Origin of the sequence: Pseudomonas sp. LAIL14HWK12:I10 (assembly GCF_900184205.1) — a bacterium.
Lineage (GTDB): Bacteria > Pseudomonadota > Gammaproteobacteria > Pseudomonadales > Pseudomonadaceae > Aquipseudomonas > Aquipseudomonas kermanshahensis.
In genome coordinates, this window is the sequence record NZ_FXWU01000014.1 from 64,702 (window position 1) to 79,937 (window position 15,236).

The 15,236-nt window shown below is 64.5% G+C and carries 15 protein-coding genes; 6 read left to right on the top strand and 9 right to left on the bottom strand.

Features of this window, described 5'->3' with window-relative positions; translation table 11 throughout:
* Positions 1-243: 243 nt before the first annotated feature.
* The 4 genes from QOS90_RS24310 (at position 244) to zapE (ending at position 4,240) form a co-directional block, all read left to right on the top strand.
* Entirely contained in the window at positions 244-1,323 is a 1,080-nt protein-coding gene (locus QOS90_RS24310) for an extracellular solute-binding protein (RefSeq protein ID WP_085274169.1), read from the top strand.
* A gap of 147 nt (positions 1,324-1,470) precedes the next feature.
* Positions 1,471-1,788, top strand: a complete 318-nt coding sequence (locus tag QOS90_RS24315) for a hypothetical protein (RefSeq protein ID WP_027596572.1) — start codon at positions 1,471-1,473, stop codon at positions 1,786-1,788.
* A 22-nt stretch (positions 1,789-1,810) separates the two neighbouring features.
* Positions 1,811-2,959: a PQQ-dependent sugar dehydrogenase gene (locus QOS90_RS24320; protein WP_085274170.1), complete on the top strand. Its 1,149-nt coding sequence runs from the start codon at positions 1,811-1,813 to the stop codon at positions 2,957-2,959.
* A 174-nt stretch (positions 2,960-3,133) separates the two neighbouring features.
* Positions 3,134-4,240: a cell division protein ZapE gene (gene zapE, locus QOS90_RS24325; protein ID WP_027596570.1), complete on the top strand. Its 1,107-nt coding sequence runs from the start codon at positions 3,134-3,136 to the stop codon at positions 4,238-4,240.
* 76 nt (positions 4,241-4,316) lie between these two features.
* Here zapE and QOS90_RS24330 read toward each other — a convergent pair whose 3' ends face one another.
* The 6 genes from QOS90_RS24330 to trhP all read right to left on the bottom strand — a co-directional run bounded on the left by QOS90_RS24330 (position 4,317) and on the right by trhP (position 10,237).
* The gene (locus QOS90_RS24330) at positions 4,317-5,315 is read right to left on the bottom strand and encodes an alpha/beta fold hydrolase (RefSeq protein WP_085274171.1); all 999 of its coding nucleotides are present in this window, start codon (positions 5,313-5,315) and stop codon (positions 4,317-4,319) included.
* A 75-nt stretch (positions 5,316-5,390) separates the two neighbouring features.
* On the bottom strand, positions 5,391-5,828 hold the full coding sequence (locus QOS90_RS24335; protein ID WP_085274172.1) for a YqaA family protein: 438 nt from the start codon (positions 5,826-5,828) through the stop codon (positions 5,391-5,393).
* Positions 5,828-6,256 carry a DUF411 domain-containing protein gene (locus QOS90_RS24340; RefSeq protein WP_027596567.1) on the bottom strand — a complete coding sequence of 143 codons (429 nt, stop codon included), beginning with the start codon at positions 6,254-6,256 and terminating at the stop codon, positions 5,828-5,830. Before QOS90_RS24340 ends, QOS90_RS24335 begins: the two co-directional genes overlap by 1 nt.
* 14 nt (positions 6,257-6,270) lie before the next feature.
* On the bottom strand, positions 6,271-7,140 hold the full coding sequence (locus tag QOS90_RS24345; protein WP_085274173.1) for a copper resistance protein B: 870 nt from the start codon (positions 7,138-7,140) through the stop codon (positions 6,271-6,273).
* On the bottom strand, positions 7,133-8,824 hold the full coding sequence (locus QOS90_RS24350; protein ID WP_085274174.1) for a copper resistance system multicopper oxidase: 1,692 nt from the start codon (positions 8,822-8,824) through the stop codon (positions 7,133-7,135). Before QOS90_RS24350 ends, QOS90_RS24345 begins: the two co-directional genes overlap by 8 nt.
* Positions 8,825-8,902: 78 nt before the next feature.
* Positions 8,903-10,237, bottom strand: coding sequence for a prephenate-dependent tRNA uridine(34) hydroxylase TrhP (gene trhP, locus QOS90_RS24355; protein ID WP_027596564.1), 1,335 nt, complete (start codon positions 10,235-10,237; stop codon positions 8,903-8,905).
* Positions 10,238-10,367: 130 nt separating this feature from the next.
* Between trhP and QOS90_RS24360 the strand changes: the two genes are divergently transcribed.
* Positions 10,368-11,432, top strand: a complete 1,065-nt coding sequence (locus QOS90_RS24360) for an AI-2E family transporter (RefSeq protein WP_027596563.1) — start codon at positions 10,368-10,370, stop codon at positions 11,430-11,432.
* Positions 11,433-11,538: 106 nt separating this feature from the next.
* On the opposite strand, the gene QOS90_RS24365 is transcribed toward QOS90_RS24360, so the two are convergent.
* From QOS90_RS24365 to QOS90_RS24375, 3 genes are all read right to left on the bottom strand, one after another.
* Positions 11,539-11,994 (bottom strand): REP-associated tyrosine transposase, encoded by a 456-nt coding sequence (locus QOS90_RS24365; RefSeq protein WP_085274175.1) that lies wholly within the window; start codon positions 11,992-11,994, stop codon positions 11,539-11,541.
* Positions 11,995-12,205: 211 nt separating this feature from the next.
* Positions 12,206-13,033, bottom strand: coding sequence for a phosphonoacetaldehyde hydrolase (gene phnX / locus QOS90_RS24370; protein ID WP_027596561.1), 828 nt, complete (start codon positions 13,031-13,033; stop codon positions 12,206-12,208).
* Between the two features lie 34 nt (positions 13,034-13,067).
* The gene (locus QOS90_RS24375) at positions 13,068-14,174 is read right to left on the bottom strand and encodes a 2-aminoethylphosphonate--pyruvate transaminase (RefSeq protein WP_085274176.1); all 1,107 of its coding nucleotides are present in this window, start codon (positions 14,172-14,174) and stop codon (positions 13,068-13,070) included.
* Positions 14,175-14,308: 134 nt separating this feature from the next.
* On the opposite strand from QOS90_RS24375, the gene QOS90_RS24380 reads away from it, so the two are divergent.
* Positions 14,309-15,172: a LysR substrate-binding domain-containing protein gene (locus tag QOS90_RS24380; protein WP_085274177.1), complete on the top strand. Its 864-nt coding sequence runs from the start codon at positions 14,309-14,311 to the stop codon at positions 15,170-15,172.
* Positions 15,173-15,236: the final 64 nt, after the last annotated feature.

Here is a 15,236-nt window from a genome sequence, read left to right on the forward strand (position 1 = left end):
CCTGTATGACTACCAGGGCCGTGGGCGCACCTACACCCTGACCTGGAGCATGGCTTACTGACAGCTATGGCGGGTTTCAGGTAGGAGCAGCCTTGCGCTGCGAAGAGGCCGGTGCAAACAGCGAAAATCTATGCTGTTGTCACTGGCCTCTTCGCAGCGCAAGGCTGCTCCTACCCGAATCGTGCAGGTCGCGAGTGGTGTGGACTACAGTGACGGACAGCTCCCTTTGCCGAGGTGTCCGTCATGCGTCGATCGCTGTGCCTGCTGTCCCTGTGCCTGGCCCTGCCGCTGCAAGCCCAGGAGAAGGTCGTCAACCTCTACAGCTGGGCCGACTATGTCGCCCCGCAAACCCTCCAGCGCTTCGAGCGCGAAACGGGCTACAAGGTACGCTACGACACCTTTGACACCACCGAGGTGCTGGAGACCAAGCTGCTGACCGGTGGCAGCGGCTATGACGTGGTGGTGCCGTCATCCACCGTGCTGGCCCGGGCGCTCAAGGCCAAGGCCCTGCAGCCGCTCGATGCCCAGGCCATGCCCGGCTATGCCAACCTCGACAAGGACTTGCTGGCCAAACTGGCCGAGGCCGACCCCGGCAACCGCTACGCGGTGCCTTACACCTGGGGCACGCTGGGCCTGGGGGTGAATGTCGAGGCCGTGCGCCAGCGCCTGGGCGATGTGCCGCTGGACAGCCTCGACCTGTTGTTCAAACCGGAGTACGCCAGCCGCCTGAAGGATTGCGGCATCGCCATGCCCGACTCGCCGCAGGAAGTGATCGGCCTGACCTTGAACTACCTGGGCAAGGACCCTTACAGCCAGAACAAGGCCGACTTGGACGCCGCGCAGGCACTGCTGAACCAGCTGCAGCCCTCTGTGCGCTATGTTGCCAACGGCCGGCAGATCAGCGACCTGGCCAATGGCAGCGTGTGCCTGGCGCTCACCTACAACGGTGATGCGGCGATGGCCGCCGACCAGGCACGCCGTGCTGGCAAACCGTTCGAGCTGATCTACCGCATCCCCCAGGAAGGCACCTTGGTCTGGCAGGACAACCTGGTCATCCCCAAGGACGCGCCACACCCCGAGGCAGCCCGCGCGTTCATCGCCTTCATGCTCAAGCCGGACTCGGTCGCCGCGCTGACCAACACGCTGTTCTTCGCCAATGCCAACCAAGCGGCCACCCCCTTGGTCGACGCTGCCGTGCGCAACGACCCGGACATCTACCCGCCAGCCCAGGTGCGTCAACGGTTGTACGCCGACCGCAGCATGGCGCTGTCCGACTTGCGCCAGCGTAACCGCCTGTGGATGGCCTTCCGCAGCGGCCAATGAGCCCGGCGGGGCTGCGCTGCAGCCCCTTGGGGTCCATACTGAAACATAAGGAATTATCTCCAGCCGCTTTCACACTTTTGCCGCGAACCCCTCGCGCCTTAGGCTATCCAACGCACAAGGCGCGGCATTTCGTACAGGAGGTGAAGCATGAACCTAGCACTGCCAATCCTGGCCATCGGCCTGGCGTTGTGCCTGCCCGCGCGCGCAGCGCCGGTTGCGCCCTTGCAACTCGCGGCCAGCAACAACAACCCCTACAACAGCCCGATCCAGCGCGCCAACCCCAATAGCCGCCAGGGCAGCATGCCGGCCACACCGCCCGTGCGTGGCCCGTCCACCGACCCCTACCAGCGCACGCCCTCGCTGGACAACCGCGGCATTGGCAACGGCGACAACCTGCGCCGCCAACAGCAAGCGCCCAATCTGGAACCCACCCGGCCGCCGCGCGATAACCCACGCGCGCCGTAAGCCCCGTCGAAAGGAATTCTGCATGACCCGAGCTACCTGGCTGACCACCTTGACCGCTGCCGCGCTGCTGCCCCTGTTGGCGCACGCGGCTTCCGAGCAGCAGTTCCCCAGCGAAGAAGGGCCATTGACCGTCAGCACCGTCGCCGATGGCCTGCGCAACCCTTGGGCATTGGCTTTCTTGCCCGGCGGCAAGGACATGCTGGTGACCGAGCGCCCCGGCAACCTGCGGGTAGTCAACGCAGAAGGTAAGGTCGGCCCGCCCATCAGTGGCGTGCCTCAGGTCTGGGCCGAAGGGCAGGGCGGGTTGCTGGACGTGGTGTTGTCGCCGGAGTTCGGCAAGGACCGCACCGTTTACCTGTCCTATGCCGAAGCGGGCAATGATGGCAAGGCAGGGACGGCGGTCGGCCGCGGTCAGTTGTCCGAAGACCGCGCACGGCTAGAAAACTTCACCGTGATCTTCCGCCAGCAGCCCAAGCTCTCGGTAGGCAACCATTTCGGTTCGCGGCTGGTGTTCGACCGAGACGGTTACCTGTTCATTGCCCTGGGCGAGAACAACCAACGGCCGACTGCCCAAGACCTCGACAAGCTGCAAGGCAAGGTCGTGCGGATCTTGCCTGACGGCGAAGTGCCCAAAGACAACCCCTTCGTCGGCAAAGACAACGTGCGCTCCGAGATCTGGTCGTTCGGCCATCGCAATCAGCAGGGCGCAGCACTCAACCCTTGGACTGGCAAGCTCTGGACTCACGAACACGGCCCGCGGGGCGGCGACGAAATCAACATTCCCCAGCCCGGCAAGAACTACGGCTGGCCGGTTGCCACTCACGGCATCAATTACTCGCTGCTGCCGATCCCGGAGGCCAAGGGCAAGCACGTCGATGGCATGGTCGACCCGCACCATGTCTGGGAAAAGTCCCCTGGCATCAGCGGTATGGCGTTCTACGACAGCCCGACGTTCAAAGCCTGGGACCACAACCTGTTCATTGGGGCGCTGGCTACTCAGCAATTGATCCGTCTGCAGCTCGAGGGCGACAAGGTGGTGCACGAAGAGCGTTTGCTGGGGGACCTCAAGGCGCGTATCCGTGATGTGCGGGTAGGCCCGGATGGGTATCTGTACGTGTTGACCGATGACAAGGACGGGGCGCTGTTGAAAGTGGGGTTGGGCGAGGGCTGAAGCGCTAGCTTCTGCCATGCACGGTTCGTGTAGGAGCAGCCTTGCGCTGCGAAGAGGCCGGTGGTGACACTTTAGATAGTTGTGGCCTGCACTGGCCTCTTCGCAGCACAAGGCTGCTCCTACACAGGAGCGGGGCTGGCTTGCTGAGGATGGGGCCAGTACCGATAATGCGGCATGACCGCCCAACCGCAGACCCTCTACCAACAAGCCCTGACCGACCACGGCTATGTCCATGACCCCGCCCAGGCCCACGCAGTCGATGCGTTGCAGGCCTGTTTCGAGGCGATCGAACAGGGCCGCCTGACCCAGGGTGTCTACCTCTGGGGCCCTGTCGGCCGGGGCAAGACCTGGCTGATGGACCAGTTTCACCGTTGCCTGCAACACCCCAGCCGGCGCCAGCACTTTCACCATTTCATGGCCTGGGTGCACCAGCGGTTGTTCCAGCTCAACGGCACCGCCGACCCGCTGCTGGCCCTGGCCCGTGAACTGGCCCGGGAGATTCGCGTACTGTGCTTCGACGAGTTGTTCGTCAATGACATCGGTGACGCGATTATCCTCGGCCGCCTGTTCCAGGTGTTGTTCGACCAAGGCGTGGTGATTGTTGCCACCTCCAACCAACCGCCCGACCAACTCTACCGCGATGGCTTCAACCGTGACCGCTTCCTGCCCGCGATTGCCGCCATTGAACGGCACATGCGGGTGTTGTCGGTGGCCGGCGAGCAGGACCATCGCCTGCATCCGGGCGCTGTGCGGCAACGTTACTGGGTCACTGAGGCCGGCGAGCGCGGCGTGCTGGGTGAAGTGTTCCACCAACTCAGCCCGGCTGACCCCGGCAGCGAGCAGCCGCTGGCCATTGGCTCAAGGCAGATAAACGTCATCCGGCGCAGCGAGCAGGCCATCTGGTGCCGCTTCACCGACCTCTGCGAGCAGCCCTTGGCGGCGATGGAGTTCATGGCCCTGTGCGACCGTTACCCGTCAATTCTGCTGGAAGGCGTGCCAGCGTTAGGTGGCGAGCAACGGGCCGGGCGGATTGCGCGCGGTACCGAGGATGGTGCGGCGCGGGTCGCGGCAGGGGACCGGGAGCTGCCGGCGCTGTCGCCCAAGGACGATGCGGTGCGCCGGTTCATTGCCCTGGTCGACGAATGCTACGACCGCCGAGTGGCGTTGTACCTGGAGGCGCAGGTGCCGCTTGACGCGCTTTATACCCAAGGGTACTTGGCGTTCCCGTATCAACGCACCTTGAGCCGCTTACGCGAGATGCAATTGCAACGCTTCGGCTAAGCCCCTGTGGGAGCGCATAAGTTTAGATTTTGCCCAAGGCAGTTTCGCCCACTCAGTAGGTTGGGGGCTAGCCCACTCAGCGCCCCAACCACTCGATCAGCGTCCGGTTGAACCGCATCGGCTCTTCGATCTGCGGCGCGTGACCCATACCCTCGAACGTCACCAGTTCACCCTGGGGGATCAGCTTGGCCACCTGTGGTCCCAGCACCTGGTATTTGCCCAAGCGTGCCTTGACCTCTGGCGGCGCGATGTCGCTGCCGATGGCCGTGGTGTCCTGGTCACCGATCAGCAACAGGGTCGGCATCTTCAGGTCCTTGAACTCGTGGTACACCGGCTGGGTGAAAATCATGTCGTAGATCAACGCCGAGTTCCACGCCACTGCTTCATGCCCCGGCCCTTGGTTGAGGCCCACCAGCATCTGTACCCAGCGCTCATACTCCGGCTTCCAGCGCCCGGCGTAATAGGTCTTGCGCTCATACTCACGCACCCCGGCGGCATCGAGCTTGAGCTCCCGTGCATACCACTGGTCCACCGTACGGTAGGGGACGCCCAGGGCCTTCCAGTCTTCCAGGCCAATCGGGTTGACCATCGCCAGGCGTTCGACTTGCTGCGGGTACATCAGCGCATAGCGGGTCGCGAGCATGCCGCCGGTGGAGTGGCCAAGCACAATGGCCTGCTTGACGCCCAGCTGGTCGAGCAAGGCGTGGGTGTTGTCCGCCAATTGCTGGAAGCTGTACTGGTAATACGCAGGTTTGCTTGAGGTGCAGAAGCCGACCTGGTCGGGGGCGATGACCCGGTAGCCGGCTTTGCTCAGTGCATTGATGGTGGTTTCCCAGGTAGCGGCGCAGAAGTTCTTGCCATGCATCAGCACCACGCTGTGGCCATTGGCCTGGCCTTGGGCGGGTACGTCCATGTAGCCCATCTGCAGGGCTTGGCCCTGGGAGCTGAAGTCGAAATGCTTGAGCGGGTGAGGGTAGCTGAACCCTTCGAGTTGTTTGCCGTAGGTGGGCGACTCGGCAGCAAGGGCCGGGCCGCCGACAAGGCAGGCAAGGGCCAGGGCGGTTGCGCGCAGCATGGGGGCACTCCGTGTAGGGCCATGTAGGAATAAGCGACTGTAACAGCCAGTTGACCGCCTGAAGCGGCAAAGGTGTTACCAGGCGTGAAACCAGCCCAGGGTGATCATCGCCACCACGGCGTAACGGCCGGCCTTGGCCAGGGTCACCAGCAGCATAAAGCGCCAGAAGGGCTCACGCATGATCCCCGCGATCAGGGTCAGCGGGTCGCCGATCACTGGCATCCAGCTGAGCAGCAGCGACCACTGCCCCCAGCGCTGGTAGCGGTGTTGCGCGCGTTCGAGCTGGCGGGCGCTGAACGGGAACCAGCGCTTGTCACGCAGGTGCTCGATGGCCCGGCCCAATACCCAGTTGACCACCGAACCGAGTACATTGCCCAAGGTGGCCACCAGCAACAAGGTCGGCCAAGCTTCGGGCTGGCGCAGCAGCAAACCAACCAGCACGGCCTCCGATTGCAGCGGCAGCAGGGTGGCGGCGCCGAAGGCGCTGAGGAACAGCGCCCACTCGCTGAGCATCAGTAGTTGGCGACCACGGTGTCCTGGCCATCCTGGGTCACACCGATGACCTGGTAGGCGTCTTTGTGGTCACCCATTTCCATCCCCGGCGAGCCCATGGGCATGCCGGGGACGGCCAGGCCCTTGAGGTCGTTGCGTTTGGCCAGCAGGCGGACCTGTTCGGCCGGCACATGGCCTTCGACGAACTTGCCGTCGATCACCCCGGTATGGCACGACGCCAGGCGCGGTGCCACGCCCAGGCGTTGCTTGACTGCGCTCATGTTCGGTTCGACGTGGTCGTTGACGGTGAAGCCGTTGTCGCGCAGGTGGCTGATCCAGGCCTTGCAGCAGCCGCAGTTGGGGTCGCGGTAGACATCGATGGCCTCGGCGGCCTGGGCCAGGCCAGTGATAGCCAGCAGCCCGAGGGTCAGCAGGTGTTTGTGCAGCATGGTGAAACACTCCTTTAGAAACGCAGGCGGATACCGGCCACCAGGCGGGTCTGGCCGGTGTCCTCGCCGTCTTCGCGGGCCTGGTCGGCGCGGTTGCCGTGCAAGCGATTGAAACTGACCCCGACGTACGGCGCGAAACCACGGCTGATTTCATAGCGCAGGCGCAGGCCGATTTCGCTGTCGGCCAGCCCCGTGCCTTGCTCGCGGCGCGCATCGTCGCGGCCAAAAACGTTGGCTTCCAGGGTGGGTTCGAGTACCCAGCGGTTGGTCAGCAGCATAGCGTAAGCGGCTTCCAGGCGCAGCGCGGTCTGTTGCCGCTCGCCGACGTAGGCAGTGGCCTCCAGCTCAACGCCATACAGCGGCGTGCCCTGGATACCGAAGGCTCCCCAGGCCTGCCCGCTGGCGGGCTTGAAGTCTTGGCGCAGGCCGCCGACCAGTTCCCACCAAGGGCTGATGGCGTGGCCCCAGAGCGCCTGCAGTTCGGCCTTGTGGGTCTTGCCCTGCTCGCGTTCGCCCTCGCTGCGCAGCCACAGGCGGTCGATGTCGCCGCCGACCCAGGCGCTGGCGTTCCAGTTCAACGCGCCGCTGCTGTCGAAGTGCTGGTATTCAAGCTGGTCGACGATCACCGCCCCGTTCAGCGCCCGGTCATGCACCTGGTGCCCTGGCAGCGGCGGGAAAGCCGCGCGACGGTCGGCGTCACTGATCACCGGCAGCGGCGTACGCGGTGGTTGCGCAGGCGGCGTTGCGTGGTACATCTGGCTATGATCCATGGGCATGGCGCCGTGGCCCATGTGCTGCAGGCCGGCGGCCATGGCGCGTTCACTGGCGAGCAGCGCCACCAGGGCCACACCGGTGACGATGCGACGGTTATTGAGCTCATTCATCGACGCGTACCTCGCGGAACATGCCGGTCTCCATGTGGTAGAGCAAATGGCAGTGGTAGGCCCAGCGGCCCAGGGCGTCGGCAGTGACTCGGTAGCTGCGACGGCTGCCAGGCGGGATGTCGACGGTGTGCTTGCGCACCATAAAGCGCCCCTGTTCGTCTTCCAGGTCGCTCCACATGCCATGCAGGTGGATGGGGTGGGTCATCATGGTGTCGTTGACCAAGGTGATGCGCACCCGCTCGCCATAGGCCAGGCGTAACGGTGCGGCATCGCTGAACTTGACCCCGTCGAACGACCAGGCAAAGCGCTCCATGTGGCCGGTCAGGTGCAGCTCGATGTCGCGTGAGGGTTCGCGGCCATCCGGGTCGGGGTAAGGGCTGCGCAGGTCGGCGTAGGTCAGCACGCGCCTGCCGTTGCCGCGCAGGCCGATGCCTGGGTCGGCGAGGTTGGGCCGTGGGGCCATGGTCTGCATGTCTACCAGTGGGTTGCCGGTCTCGCTGGGTGGGTGTTGCTGCAGGGCGGCCATGCTGGAATGGTCCATGCCGGCCATGTTGCTGTGGTCCATGCCTGCCATGGCGCCGTGGCCCATGTCGGCCATGCTCAGTATGGGGCGCGGGTCGGGTTGCGGCACGGGCGCCTGCAGGCCGTTGGTGCGGGCCAGGGTGCCGCGCGCGTAGCCACTGCGGTCCATGCTCTGGGCATACAGCGTGTACGCGGGCAGGTCGCCGACGGTCACCAGCACGTCGTAGGTTTCGGCCACGGCGATGCGCAGTTCGTCCACGCTCACGGGTGTCACCGGCAGGCCGTCGGCGGCGATCACGGTCAGTGTCAGGCCGGGGATGCGGAAGTCGAAATAGGTCATGGCCGAGGCGTTGATCAGCCGCAGGCGCACGGTTTCGCCCGGCTGGAACAGGCAGGTGAAGTTGCCATCCGGTGGTTGGCCATTGAGCAAGTAGGTGTAGGTGGCTGCGCTGACATCGGCCAGGTCCGTGGGGCTCATGCGCATGCGGGCCCAGCTCATGCGCTCGGCGACAGTGGTGCTCCAGCCATGGTCGGCCACGTCATCGATGAAATCGCCGAGCGTACGTTTGTGGTAGTTGAAGGCGTCGGACTGTTTTTTCAGGGTCGCCAACAGCTGTTCAGGGGGCTGGTCCGACCAGTCGCTGAACAGCAGCACATGGTCACGCTGGTACTGATGCGCCTCGGGTTCGCGGGGTTCGATCACGATCGCCCCATACACCCCGGCCTGCTCCTGCAGCCCGGAATGGCTGTGGTACCAGTAGGTGCCGCTTTGGCGCAGGGTGAACTGGTAAAAGTAGTCGCCGCCGGGCTCGATACCGGCAAAGCTCAGGCCTGGCACACCGTCCATGTTGGCCGGCAGGAGGATGCCATGCCAATGGATCGAGGTGCTTTGGGCGAGGCGGTTACGCACGCGCAGGCTGACGGTGTCACCTTCGCGCCAGCGCAGCAGCGGGCCGGGTAGGCTGTCGTTGACGGTCAGGGCGGTGCGCGGGCGGCCGGTGATGTTGACTGCGGTCTGGCCGACCGACAGCTCGAAGTGCTGGCCGGCCAGGTCGCGGCCGTCGGCGGCCTGGGCCAGTGGCCGCCAAAGCCCCAGGCCCGCCAGCGTAGTGGCGGCGCCCAGGCCTTTGACGAAGGTACGGCGGGAGGGGTTGCGCAACATGGCGTGGCCTCATGCGAGAGAGCCTTGATGTTGGCCGTTGCTGGCTGTCAGCCAGCTGAGCTGCGCATTACAGCGTTGTCAGGCGGCGGCCTCGTCGTGGCGCAGGTCACGCATCAGCAGGCCGTACGCCAGCGGGACCTGCTCCGGAATCGGCAGGTACACCACATGGCCGTCACCCGGCGCTACCTCGATGGCCTGCTGCTGGCGGTCGCACAGGCGGTGCAGGTCGAAATGGTAGTTGCCGCGCGGGGTCATCAGCTCCAGGTGGTCGCCCACGGCGAAGCGGTTCTTGACCTTGATCTCAGCCAGGCCGTCCACACGCGCGCCGGTCAGTTCGCCGACGAACTGCTGGCGGTCAGACACCGAGTTGCCACGCTGGTAGTTCTGGTACTCATCGTGCACATGCCGGCGCAGGAAGCCTTCGGTGTAGCCGCGCTGCGCCAGGGATTCGAGGTTGCCCATCAGGGCGCGGTCGAAAGGTCGGCCTGCCACGGCGTCGTCGATGGCCTGGCGGTAGGACTGCACCGCGCGGGCGCAGTAGAAGTGCGACTTGGTGCGGCCTTCGATTTTCAGCGAGTGCACGCCCATGCTGGCCAGGCGTTCGACGTGCTGGATGGCGCGCAGGTCCTTGGCGTTCATAATGTAGGTGCCGTGTTCGTCCTCGAACGCCGGCATCGCTTCGTCCGGGCGGTTGCTTTCCTGCAGCAGGAAGACCTGATCGGTAGGGGCACCGAGGCCCAGGGTCGGTTGCACTTCGCGCACGATGTCGCCGGTGGCATCCTCGCTGGCCGGCGTAGCGTCGTATTTCCAGCGGCAAGCATTGGTGCAGGTGCCTTGGTTGGCGTCGCGCTTGTTGAGGTAGCCCGACAGCAGGCAGCGGCCGGAGTAAGCCATGCACAGGGCACCGTGGACGAACACTTCCAGTTCCATGTCCGGCACGTGGTGGCGGATGTCTTCGATTTCTTCGAGCGACAGCTCCCGCGACAGGATCACCCGGCTCAGCCCCAACTGCTGCCAGAACTGCACGCTGGCCCAGTTGACGGTGTTGGCCTGCACCGACAAATGCACCGGCATCTGCGGGTAGTGCTGGCGCACCAGCATGATCAGGCCGGGGTCGGACATGATCAGCGCATCCGGCGCCATCGCAATCACCGGTGCGAGGTCCTTGAGGAAGGTTTTCAGCTTCGCATTATGCGGGGCGATGTTGATCACCACGTAGAAGCGCTTGCCCAGGGCATGAGCCTCCTGGATGCCCAGCGCTAGGTTGGCGTGATCGAATTCATTGTTGCGCACCCGCAGGCTGTAACGCGGCTGGCCGGCATAGACGGCGTCGGCGCCGTAGGCGAAGGCGTAGCGCATTGTCTTGAGGGTGCCAGCGGGGGCCAGCAGTTCGGGCTTGGCGGGAAGGGTCATGTGCGCACCGGGGCAAAAGGCCTGAATGCTATGGCTTGGCGGTTTTGCCGGCATTGACCTGAATCAACGGCGCGACGGCACTTTTACCCCTACGCCGCGCACTAACGTTCAGGACACTTGAGGATCCTTCATGAACGAAACCGCTTTGCAGAACAGAGCCTTGGCCGTGCTACTGGCACTGGTGACCATCGCCTTCGTGTGGATCTTGCTACCTTACTACGGGGCGATCTTCTGGGCGGTGATTCTCGGCATCCTGTTCGCGCCGCTGCAGCGCAGCCTGCTGATACGGTTTGGCAGGCGGCGCAACCTTGCCGCCGCCACGACGCTGTTGATTTGCCTGGTGGTGGCTGTATTGCCTGTGATCATCACCAGTGCCTTGTTGGTGCAGGAGGGGGCGACGTTGTACCAGCGCATCGAGAGCGGGCAATTGGACATTGCCGGCTACGTCGAGCATGGCATGAACATGCTGCCGGGGTTCGTGCAGCACGGCCTGGACAGCTTGGGCATCGGCAACCTGGAAGGGCTGCGCGAGAAGATCACCAAGTGGGCCACCCAAGGCAGCCAGGCGTTGGCCAGCCAGGCCTACAGCTTTGGGCAGGGCACATTCGAGTTTCTGGTGAGCTTCGGCATCATGGTCTACCTGCTGTTCTTTTTCCTGCGTGAAGGGGCCGAGGTCGCGCGTCGCGTGCGCCTTGCGGTGCCGCTGCCCGAACACCAGAAGCGCCGCTTGCAGCTGAAGTTCAACCGTGTGGTGCGGGCAACGGTCAAGGGCAACGTGTTGGTTGCCATTACCCAGGGCGCGCTTGGCGGCTTCATATTCTGGGTGCTGGATATCCCCAGTGCGTTGGTGTGGGCGGTGATGATGGCGTTTCTGTCGCTGCTGCCAGCGGTGGGGGCGGGGATCGTGTGGGCGCCGGTGGCGGCGTATTTCCTGTTGAGCGGGGCGATTCTGCCGGGGGTGATCCTCACGGCGTTCGGGGTGCTGGTGATCGGCCTGGTGGACAACGTGCTGCGCCCGATTCTGGTGGGCAAGGACACGCGCATGCCGGATTACCTGATTCTGGTGTCCACCTTGGGTGGGTTGGCGGTGTTCGGGCTCAATGGGTTTGTGATCGGGCCCTTGATCGCCGCGTTGTTCGTGTCGAGCTGGGCCATTTTTGTCGCCACCAAGCCGCAGGTGCAGTTGCCGCAGTAGGGCTGCTTTGCAGCCCATCGCCGGCAAGCCGGCTCCCACAGGTGCGGCGCTAACCTTGGCGTCTGCACAGATCCTGTGGGAGCCGGCTTGCCGGCGATGAGGCCTGTTACAGCCAGATCGCATCCCAGTGTGAGTAATCCCCAATTCGCTCTACCAAACCCGCCCGCTTAGGGTTCAAGACGATGTAACGTGCCACTGCCTGCACATTCTCCTCCCTTCGCAAGGCTCGATCATGAAAGCCTTTCTGCCAGAGCCGCCCACTGCGCCCTTGCAGTCTGTTGATCGCCAGCGTGCTACGAGACTTCACCCGGCGCATCAGGGTTTTCAGGCTCACCGGCCCCAGCTCAACCAGCCAATGAAAATGGTCAGGCATCACCACCCATGCCAGAGATTGAGCTGCGCCTTCGTCCTGCGCCTGGCGCAACTGAGCGACCAGCAAGCGGGCAGACTGAAGCTCATTCAGAAGCGGGGCTCTGTGTAGCGTTGTGCTGGTTAATAGGTATAACCGGTTGGGCTCTGAAAACCGACCGAGTCTCAATTGGTTAGAGCGAGGACTGTCCATGTTGCCTACTCCTGATGGTTTGCTCATCAGGCTAGTGACAGTGGGCTGTTGGTGCAGGCTGAATTGAGGCCCAATATTTCAAATTTAATGGACGCCGCTCCCATCGCCGGCAAGCCCCCCACAGGGATAGCGCTGGCCTTGAACACTGCGCATTTTTTGTGGGAGCCGGCTTGCCGGCGATGGGCTGCAAGGCAGCCCCGTTTGGGTCGGGTCAGGATGCCTGCGGCATCTCGCCCTTGGCCAGACGCCGGTTGATGTCGGCAATCACTTCGGGCAGCTCATTGATGGTGTCGATCAGGTAGTGCGGGCGGGAGCTGGCGAACAGCGCGTGAATGCGCGTGCGCTCGCGCTCCAGTTTCTCGGCACTCAATGCCCGGTAGCCTTCCCAGGTCAGCCCCAGGGCGTTGCCGGAGCACACCAGTGCCACCGTCCACATGCCTGCACGGCGGCCTTCGAGGATGCCCGGTACGGTGTCATCGACCTTCACGCAGGCGGCCACGTCATCGATGCCCAGGGCAATCACGTTGGCCAGGGCCTGGGCCGGCCAGGGGCGGCCGTTCGGGGTTTCGTCGGTGGCCACCACATGGTCGGCGACATAGCCGTTTTGGGCGGCCAGCTCCACCACCTTGTCCATCACCACCTTCGGGTAGCCCGAACACGAGCCAATCTTCAGGCCGTCCTGGCGCAGGCCGGTGAGGGTGTCCAGGGCGCCCGGGATAAGCGCCGAGTGCACGGCGATCTTCTCGATCTGCAGCGGCATGAAGCGGTTGTAGATGGCCGTGACGTCATCGTCGGTGGGCGTGCGGCCGAACACCTTGCGGTAGCGTTCGGCGATTTCCGGCACGTTGCACAGGGTGCGGATGTGGTCCCACTTGCCCATGCCCATCGGGCCTCGGGCTTCTTCGATGGACACCTGTACGTCGAACTCTGCGAAGGCTTCGACGAAGATCTGGGTGGGGGCGAACGAGCCGAAGTCGACCACGGTGCCGGCCCAGTCGAGGATGGCGGCTTGCAGCTGGGTAGGGTTGCTGTAGTTCATGTGCGCTATTTCCTGAATTGGGGTGGGCAAAGGGTCAGATGTCCAGCACTTCCATTTCCCGCAGCACCTCGGCCACGGCGTTGACCGCAGCCTGCATGCCCTCCGGCCCGACCACGCCGATGCAGCCGACGCGGAAGGTCTCGACCTGGGTCAGCTTGCCGGGGTAGAGGATGAAGCCCTTGGCCTTGACCCGCTCGTAGAAGTCTTTGAACTGGTAGCGGGTATCGTTTGGGGCATGGAAGGTGACGATGATCGGCGCCTGGATCTCGGCCGGCAGGAAGCTGCGCAGGCCGAGGGCGGCCATGCCGTCGAGCAGGGTTTTGCAGTTGTCGGCGTAGCGCTGGTGGCGCGCAGGCAGGCCACCTTCTTCGTTGTACTGCTGCAGCGCTTCATGCAGCGCCGCGACCACGTGGGTGGGCGGGGTGAAGCGCCATTGGCCGGTCTTGGCCATGTAGGCGTGCTGGTCATGCAGGTCCATGGCCAGCGAGTGGGCGTTGCCTTCGGCAGCGGCCAGGGCGGTTTTTTCGGCGAAGACGAAGCCCATGCCCGGCACGCCTTCCAGGCACTTGCCCGAGGCGGCGATCAGTGCGTCGAAGGGGACCTCGCGGGCATCGATCGGCAGCGCGCCGAACGAGCTCATGGCGTCGATGATCAGGCGCTTGCCGTGGCGTTTGATCACCTGGGCGATCTCGGCCAGCGGGTTGAGGATACCGGTGCTGGTTTCGCAGTGGATCAACGCCACGTGGGTGATGGCTGGGTCGGCGGCCAGCAGGCGGTCGACATCGGCGGCGGTGGTCGGTTGGTCTTCGGCGGTTTCGAAGGTGCTGTAGGTGCGGCCCAGCACCTTGCAGATTTTCGCCAGGCGTTGGCCGTAGGCGCCGTTGATCAGCACCAGCACCTTGCCATTGCGGGGTACCAGGGTGCCGATGGCGGCTTCCACGGCGAAGGTGCCGCTGCCTTGCAGGGGCACGCAGTGGTGGCTGACGCTGCCGTCGATGATCGCCAGCAGTTGCTCGCAGACGCTGGCGGTGAGTTGGTTGAAGGCGTTGTCCCAGGAGCCCCAGTCCACCAGCATGGCTTGGCGGGTGCGCAGCGACGTGGTCAGGGGGCCGGGGGTCAGCAGGATGGGTGCGTTGCTCATTCCGTGGTTCCTCACAAGCGGCGGGTGGTCAGCCGAAAAATCTGGCGCTGAAACTACGGGGACTAGGTTGCAATTGGCTAAGCTATCAATCAAATTGTTTGTTGTTATGCCAGCCATAAGTCAGGCCGATAAACATGAACCTGTTCCAGCTCCGCGCTTTCGATGCCGTCGCCCGTGAGGGCAGCTTCACCCGTGCCGCCGCGCGGCTGTTCATCAGCCAGCCGGCCGTGACTGGGCACGTCAAGGCGCTGGAGGAGCACTACCAGATCACCCTGCTCAGGCGCACGGCGCGGCGGGTGGAGCTGACCGAGGAGGGCACGCGGCTGGCGGCCATCACCCGGGCCATGTTCGGCCTGGCCGAAGAAGCCCAGGCGATGCTCGAAGCCAACCGACAGTTGCTGACGGGGCGCCTGGAGGTGGCGGCGGACGGCCCGCACCGCGTGATGCCGATGCTCGCCCAATTGCGCGAGCGCTACCCGGGCATCACCGTCAACCTGCGCTTGGGCAATGCCCAGGAAACCTTGGCCGCGCTGTTGTCCGAGCACGCCGATGTCGCGGTGCTGACCGAAATCGAACCGCGCAAGGGCCTGTACCTGCAAAGCCTGTGCGAGTCTCGGCTGTGCGCGTTGCTGCCAGCGGGGCATGCGTGGGCGGACGGTGAAGGCGACTTGCCGTTGACCGCGCTGAATCAGCAGATCATGGTGCTGCGCGAGCCCAGTTCGACCACCCGCCGTACGTTCGACAAAGCCTGTGCCGCTGCCGGGGTGCAGCCCCGTGTGCTGCTGGAGCTCGACAGCCGTGAAGCGGTGACCGAGGCGGTGGCGTCGGAACTTGGGGTTGGCGTGGTGTCGTCGACCGAGGTGGCCCATGACCCGCGCGTGGTGGCGCGGCCGCTGGCGGGTGACGGCCTGGTCAACCAGCACATGATCGGCTGCCTGGAGCGGCGCCGCGAACTGCGGTTGATCCAGGCGTTTCTGGGTTTGGCGGCCACCCTGTGAGGCAACGCTGGCGTTTTTCCTGCCCCGGCCTAAGATGGCCGGCATAGACCCACCTGGATGGCCG

Coding starts and splice junctions, on each gene's coding strand:
- QOS90_RS24360 (WP_027596563.1), top strand. CDS start 10,368: ATGAACGAAACCGCTTTGCAGAACAGAGCCTTGGCCGTGCTACTGGCA.
- QOS90_RS24350 (WP_085274174.1), bottom strand. CDS start 8,824: ATGTTGCGCAACCCCTCCCGCCGTACCTTCGTCAAAGGCCTGGGCGCC.
- QOS90_RS24345 (WP_085274173.1), bottom strand. CDS start 7,140: ATGAATGAGCTCAATAACCGTCGCATCGTCACCGGTGTGGCCCTGGTG.
- QOS90_RS24375 (WP_085274176.1), bottom strand. CDS start 14,174: ATGAGCAACGCACCCATCCTGCTGACCCCCGGCCCCCTGACCACGTCG.
- QOS90_RS24320 (WP_085274170.1), top strand. CDS start 1,811: ATGACCCGAGCTACCTGGCTGACCACCTTGACCGCTGCCGCGCTGCTG.
- QOS90_RS24330 (WP_085274171.1), bottom strand. CDS start 5,315: ATGCTGCGCGCAACCGCCCTGGCCCTTGCCTGCCTTGTCGGCGGCCCG.
- zapE (WP_027596570.1), top strand. CDS start 3,134: ATGACCGCCCAACCGCAGACCCTCTACCAACAAGCCCTGACCGACCAC.
- trhP (WP_027596564.1), bottom strand. CDS start 10,237: ATGACCCTTCCCGCCAAGCCCGAACTGCTGGCCCCCGCTGGCACCCTC.
- QOS90_RS24310 (WP_085274169.1), top strand. CDS start 244: ATGCGTCGATCGCTGTGCCTGCTGTCCCTGTGCCTGGCCCTGCCGCTG.
- QOS90_RS24365 (WP_085274175.1), bottom strand. CDS start 11,994: ATGGACAGTCCTCGCTCTAACCAATTGAGACTCGGTCGGTTTTCAGAG.
- QOS90_RS24335 (WP_085274172.1), bottom strand. CDS start 5,828: ATGCTCAGCGAGTGGGCGCTGTTCCTCAGCGCCTTCGGCGCCGCCACC.
- phnX (WP_027596561.1), bottom strand. CDS start 13,033: ATGAACTACAGCAACCCTACCCAGCTGCAAGCCGCCATCCTCGACTGG.
- QOS90_RS24315 (WP_027596572.1), top strand. CDS start 1,471: ATGAACCTAGCACTGCCAATCCTGGCCATCGGCCTGGCGTTGTGCCTG.
- QOS90_RS24340 (WP_027596567.1), bottom strand. CDS start 6,256: ATGCTGCACAAACACCTGCTGACCCTCGGGCTGCTGGCTATCACTGGC.
- QOS90_RS24380 (WP_085274177.1), top strand. CDS start 14,309: ATGAACCTGTTCCAGCTCCGCGCTTTCGATGCCGTCGCCCGTGAGGGC.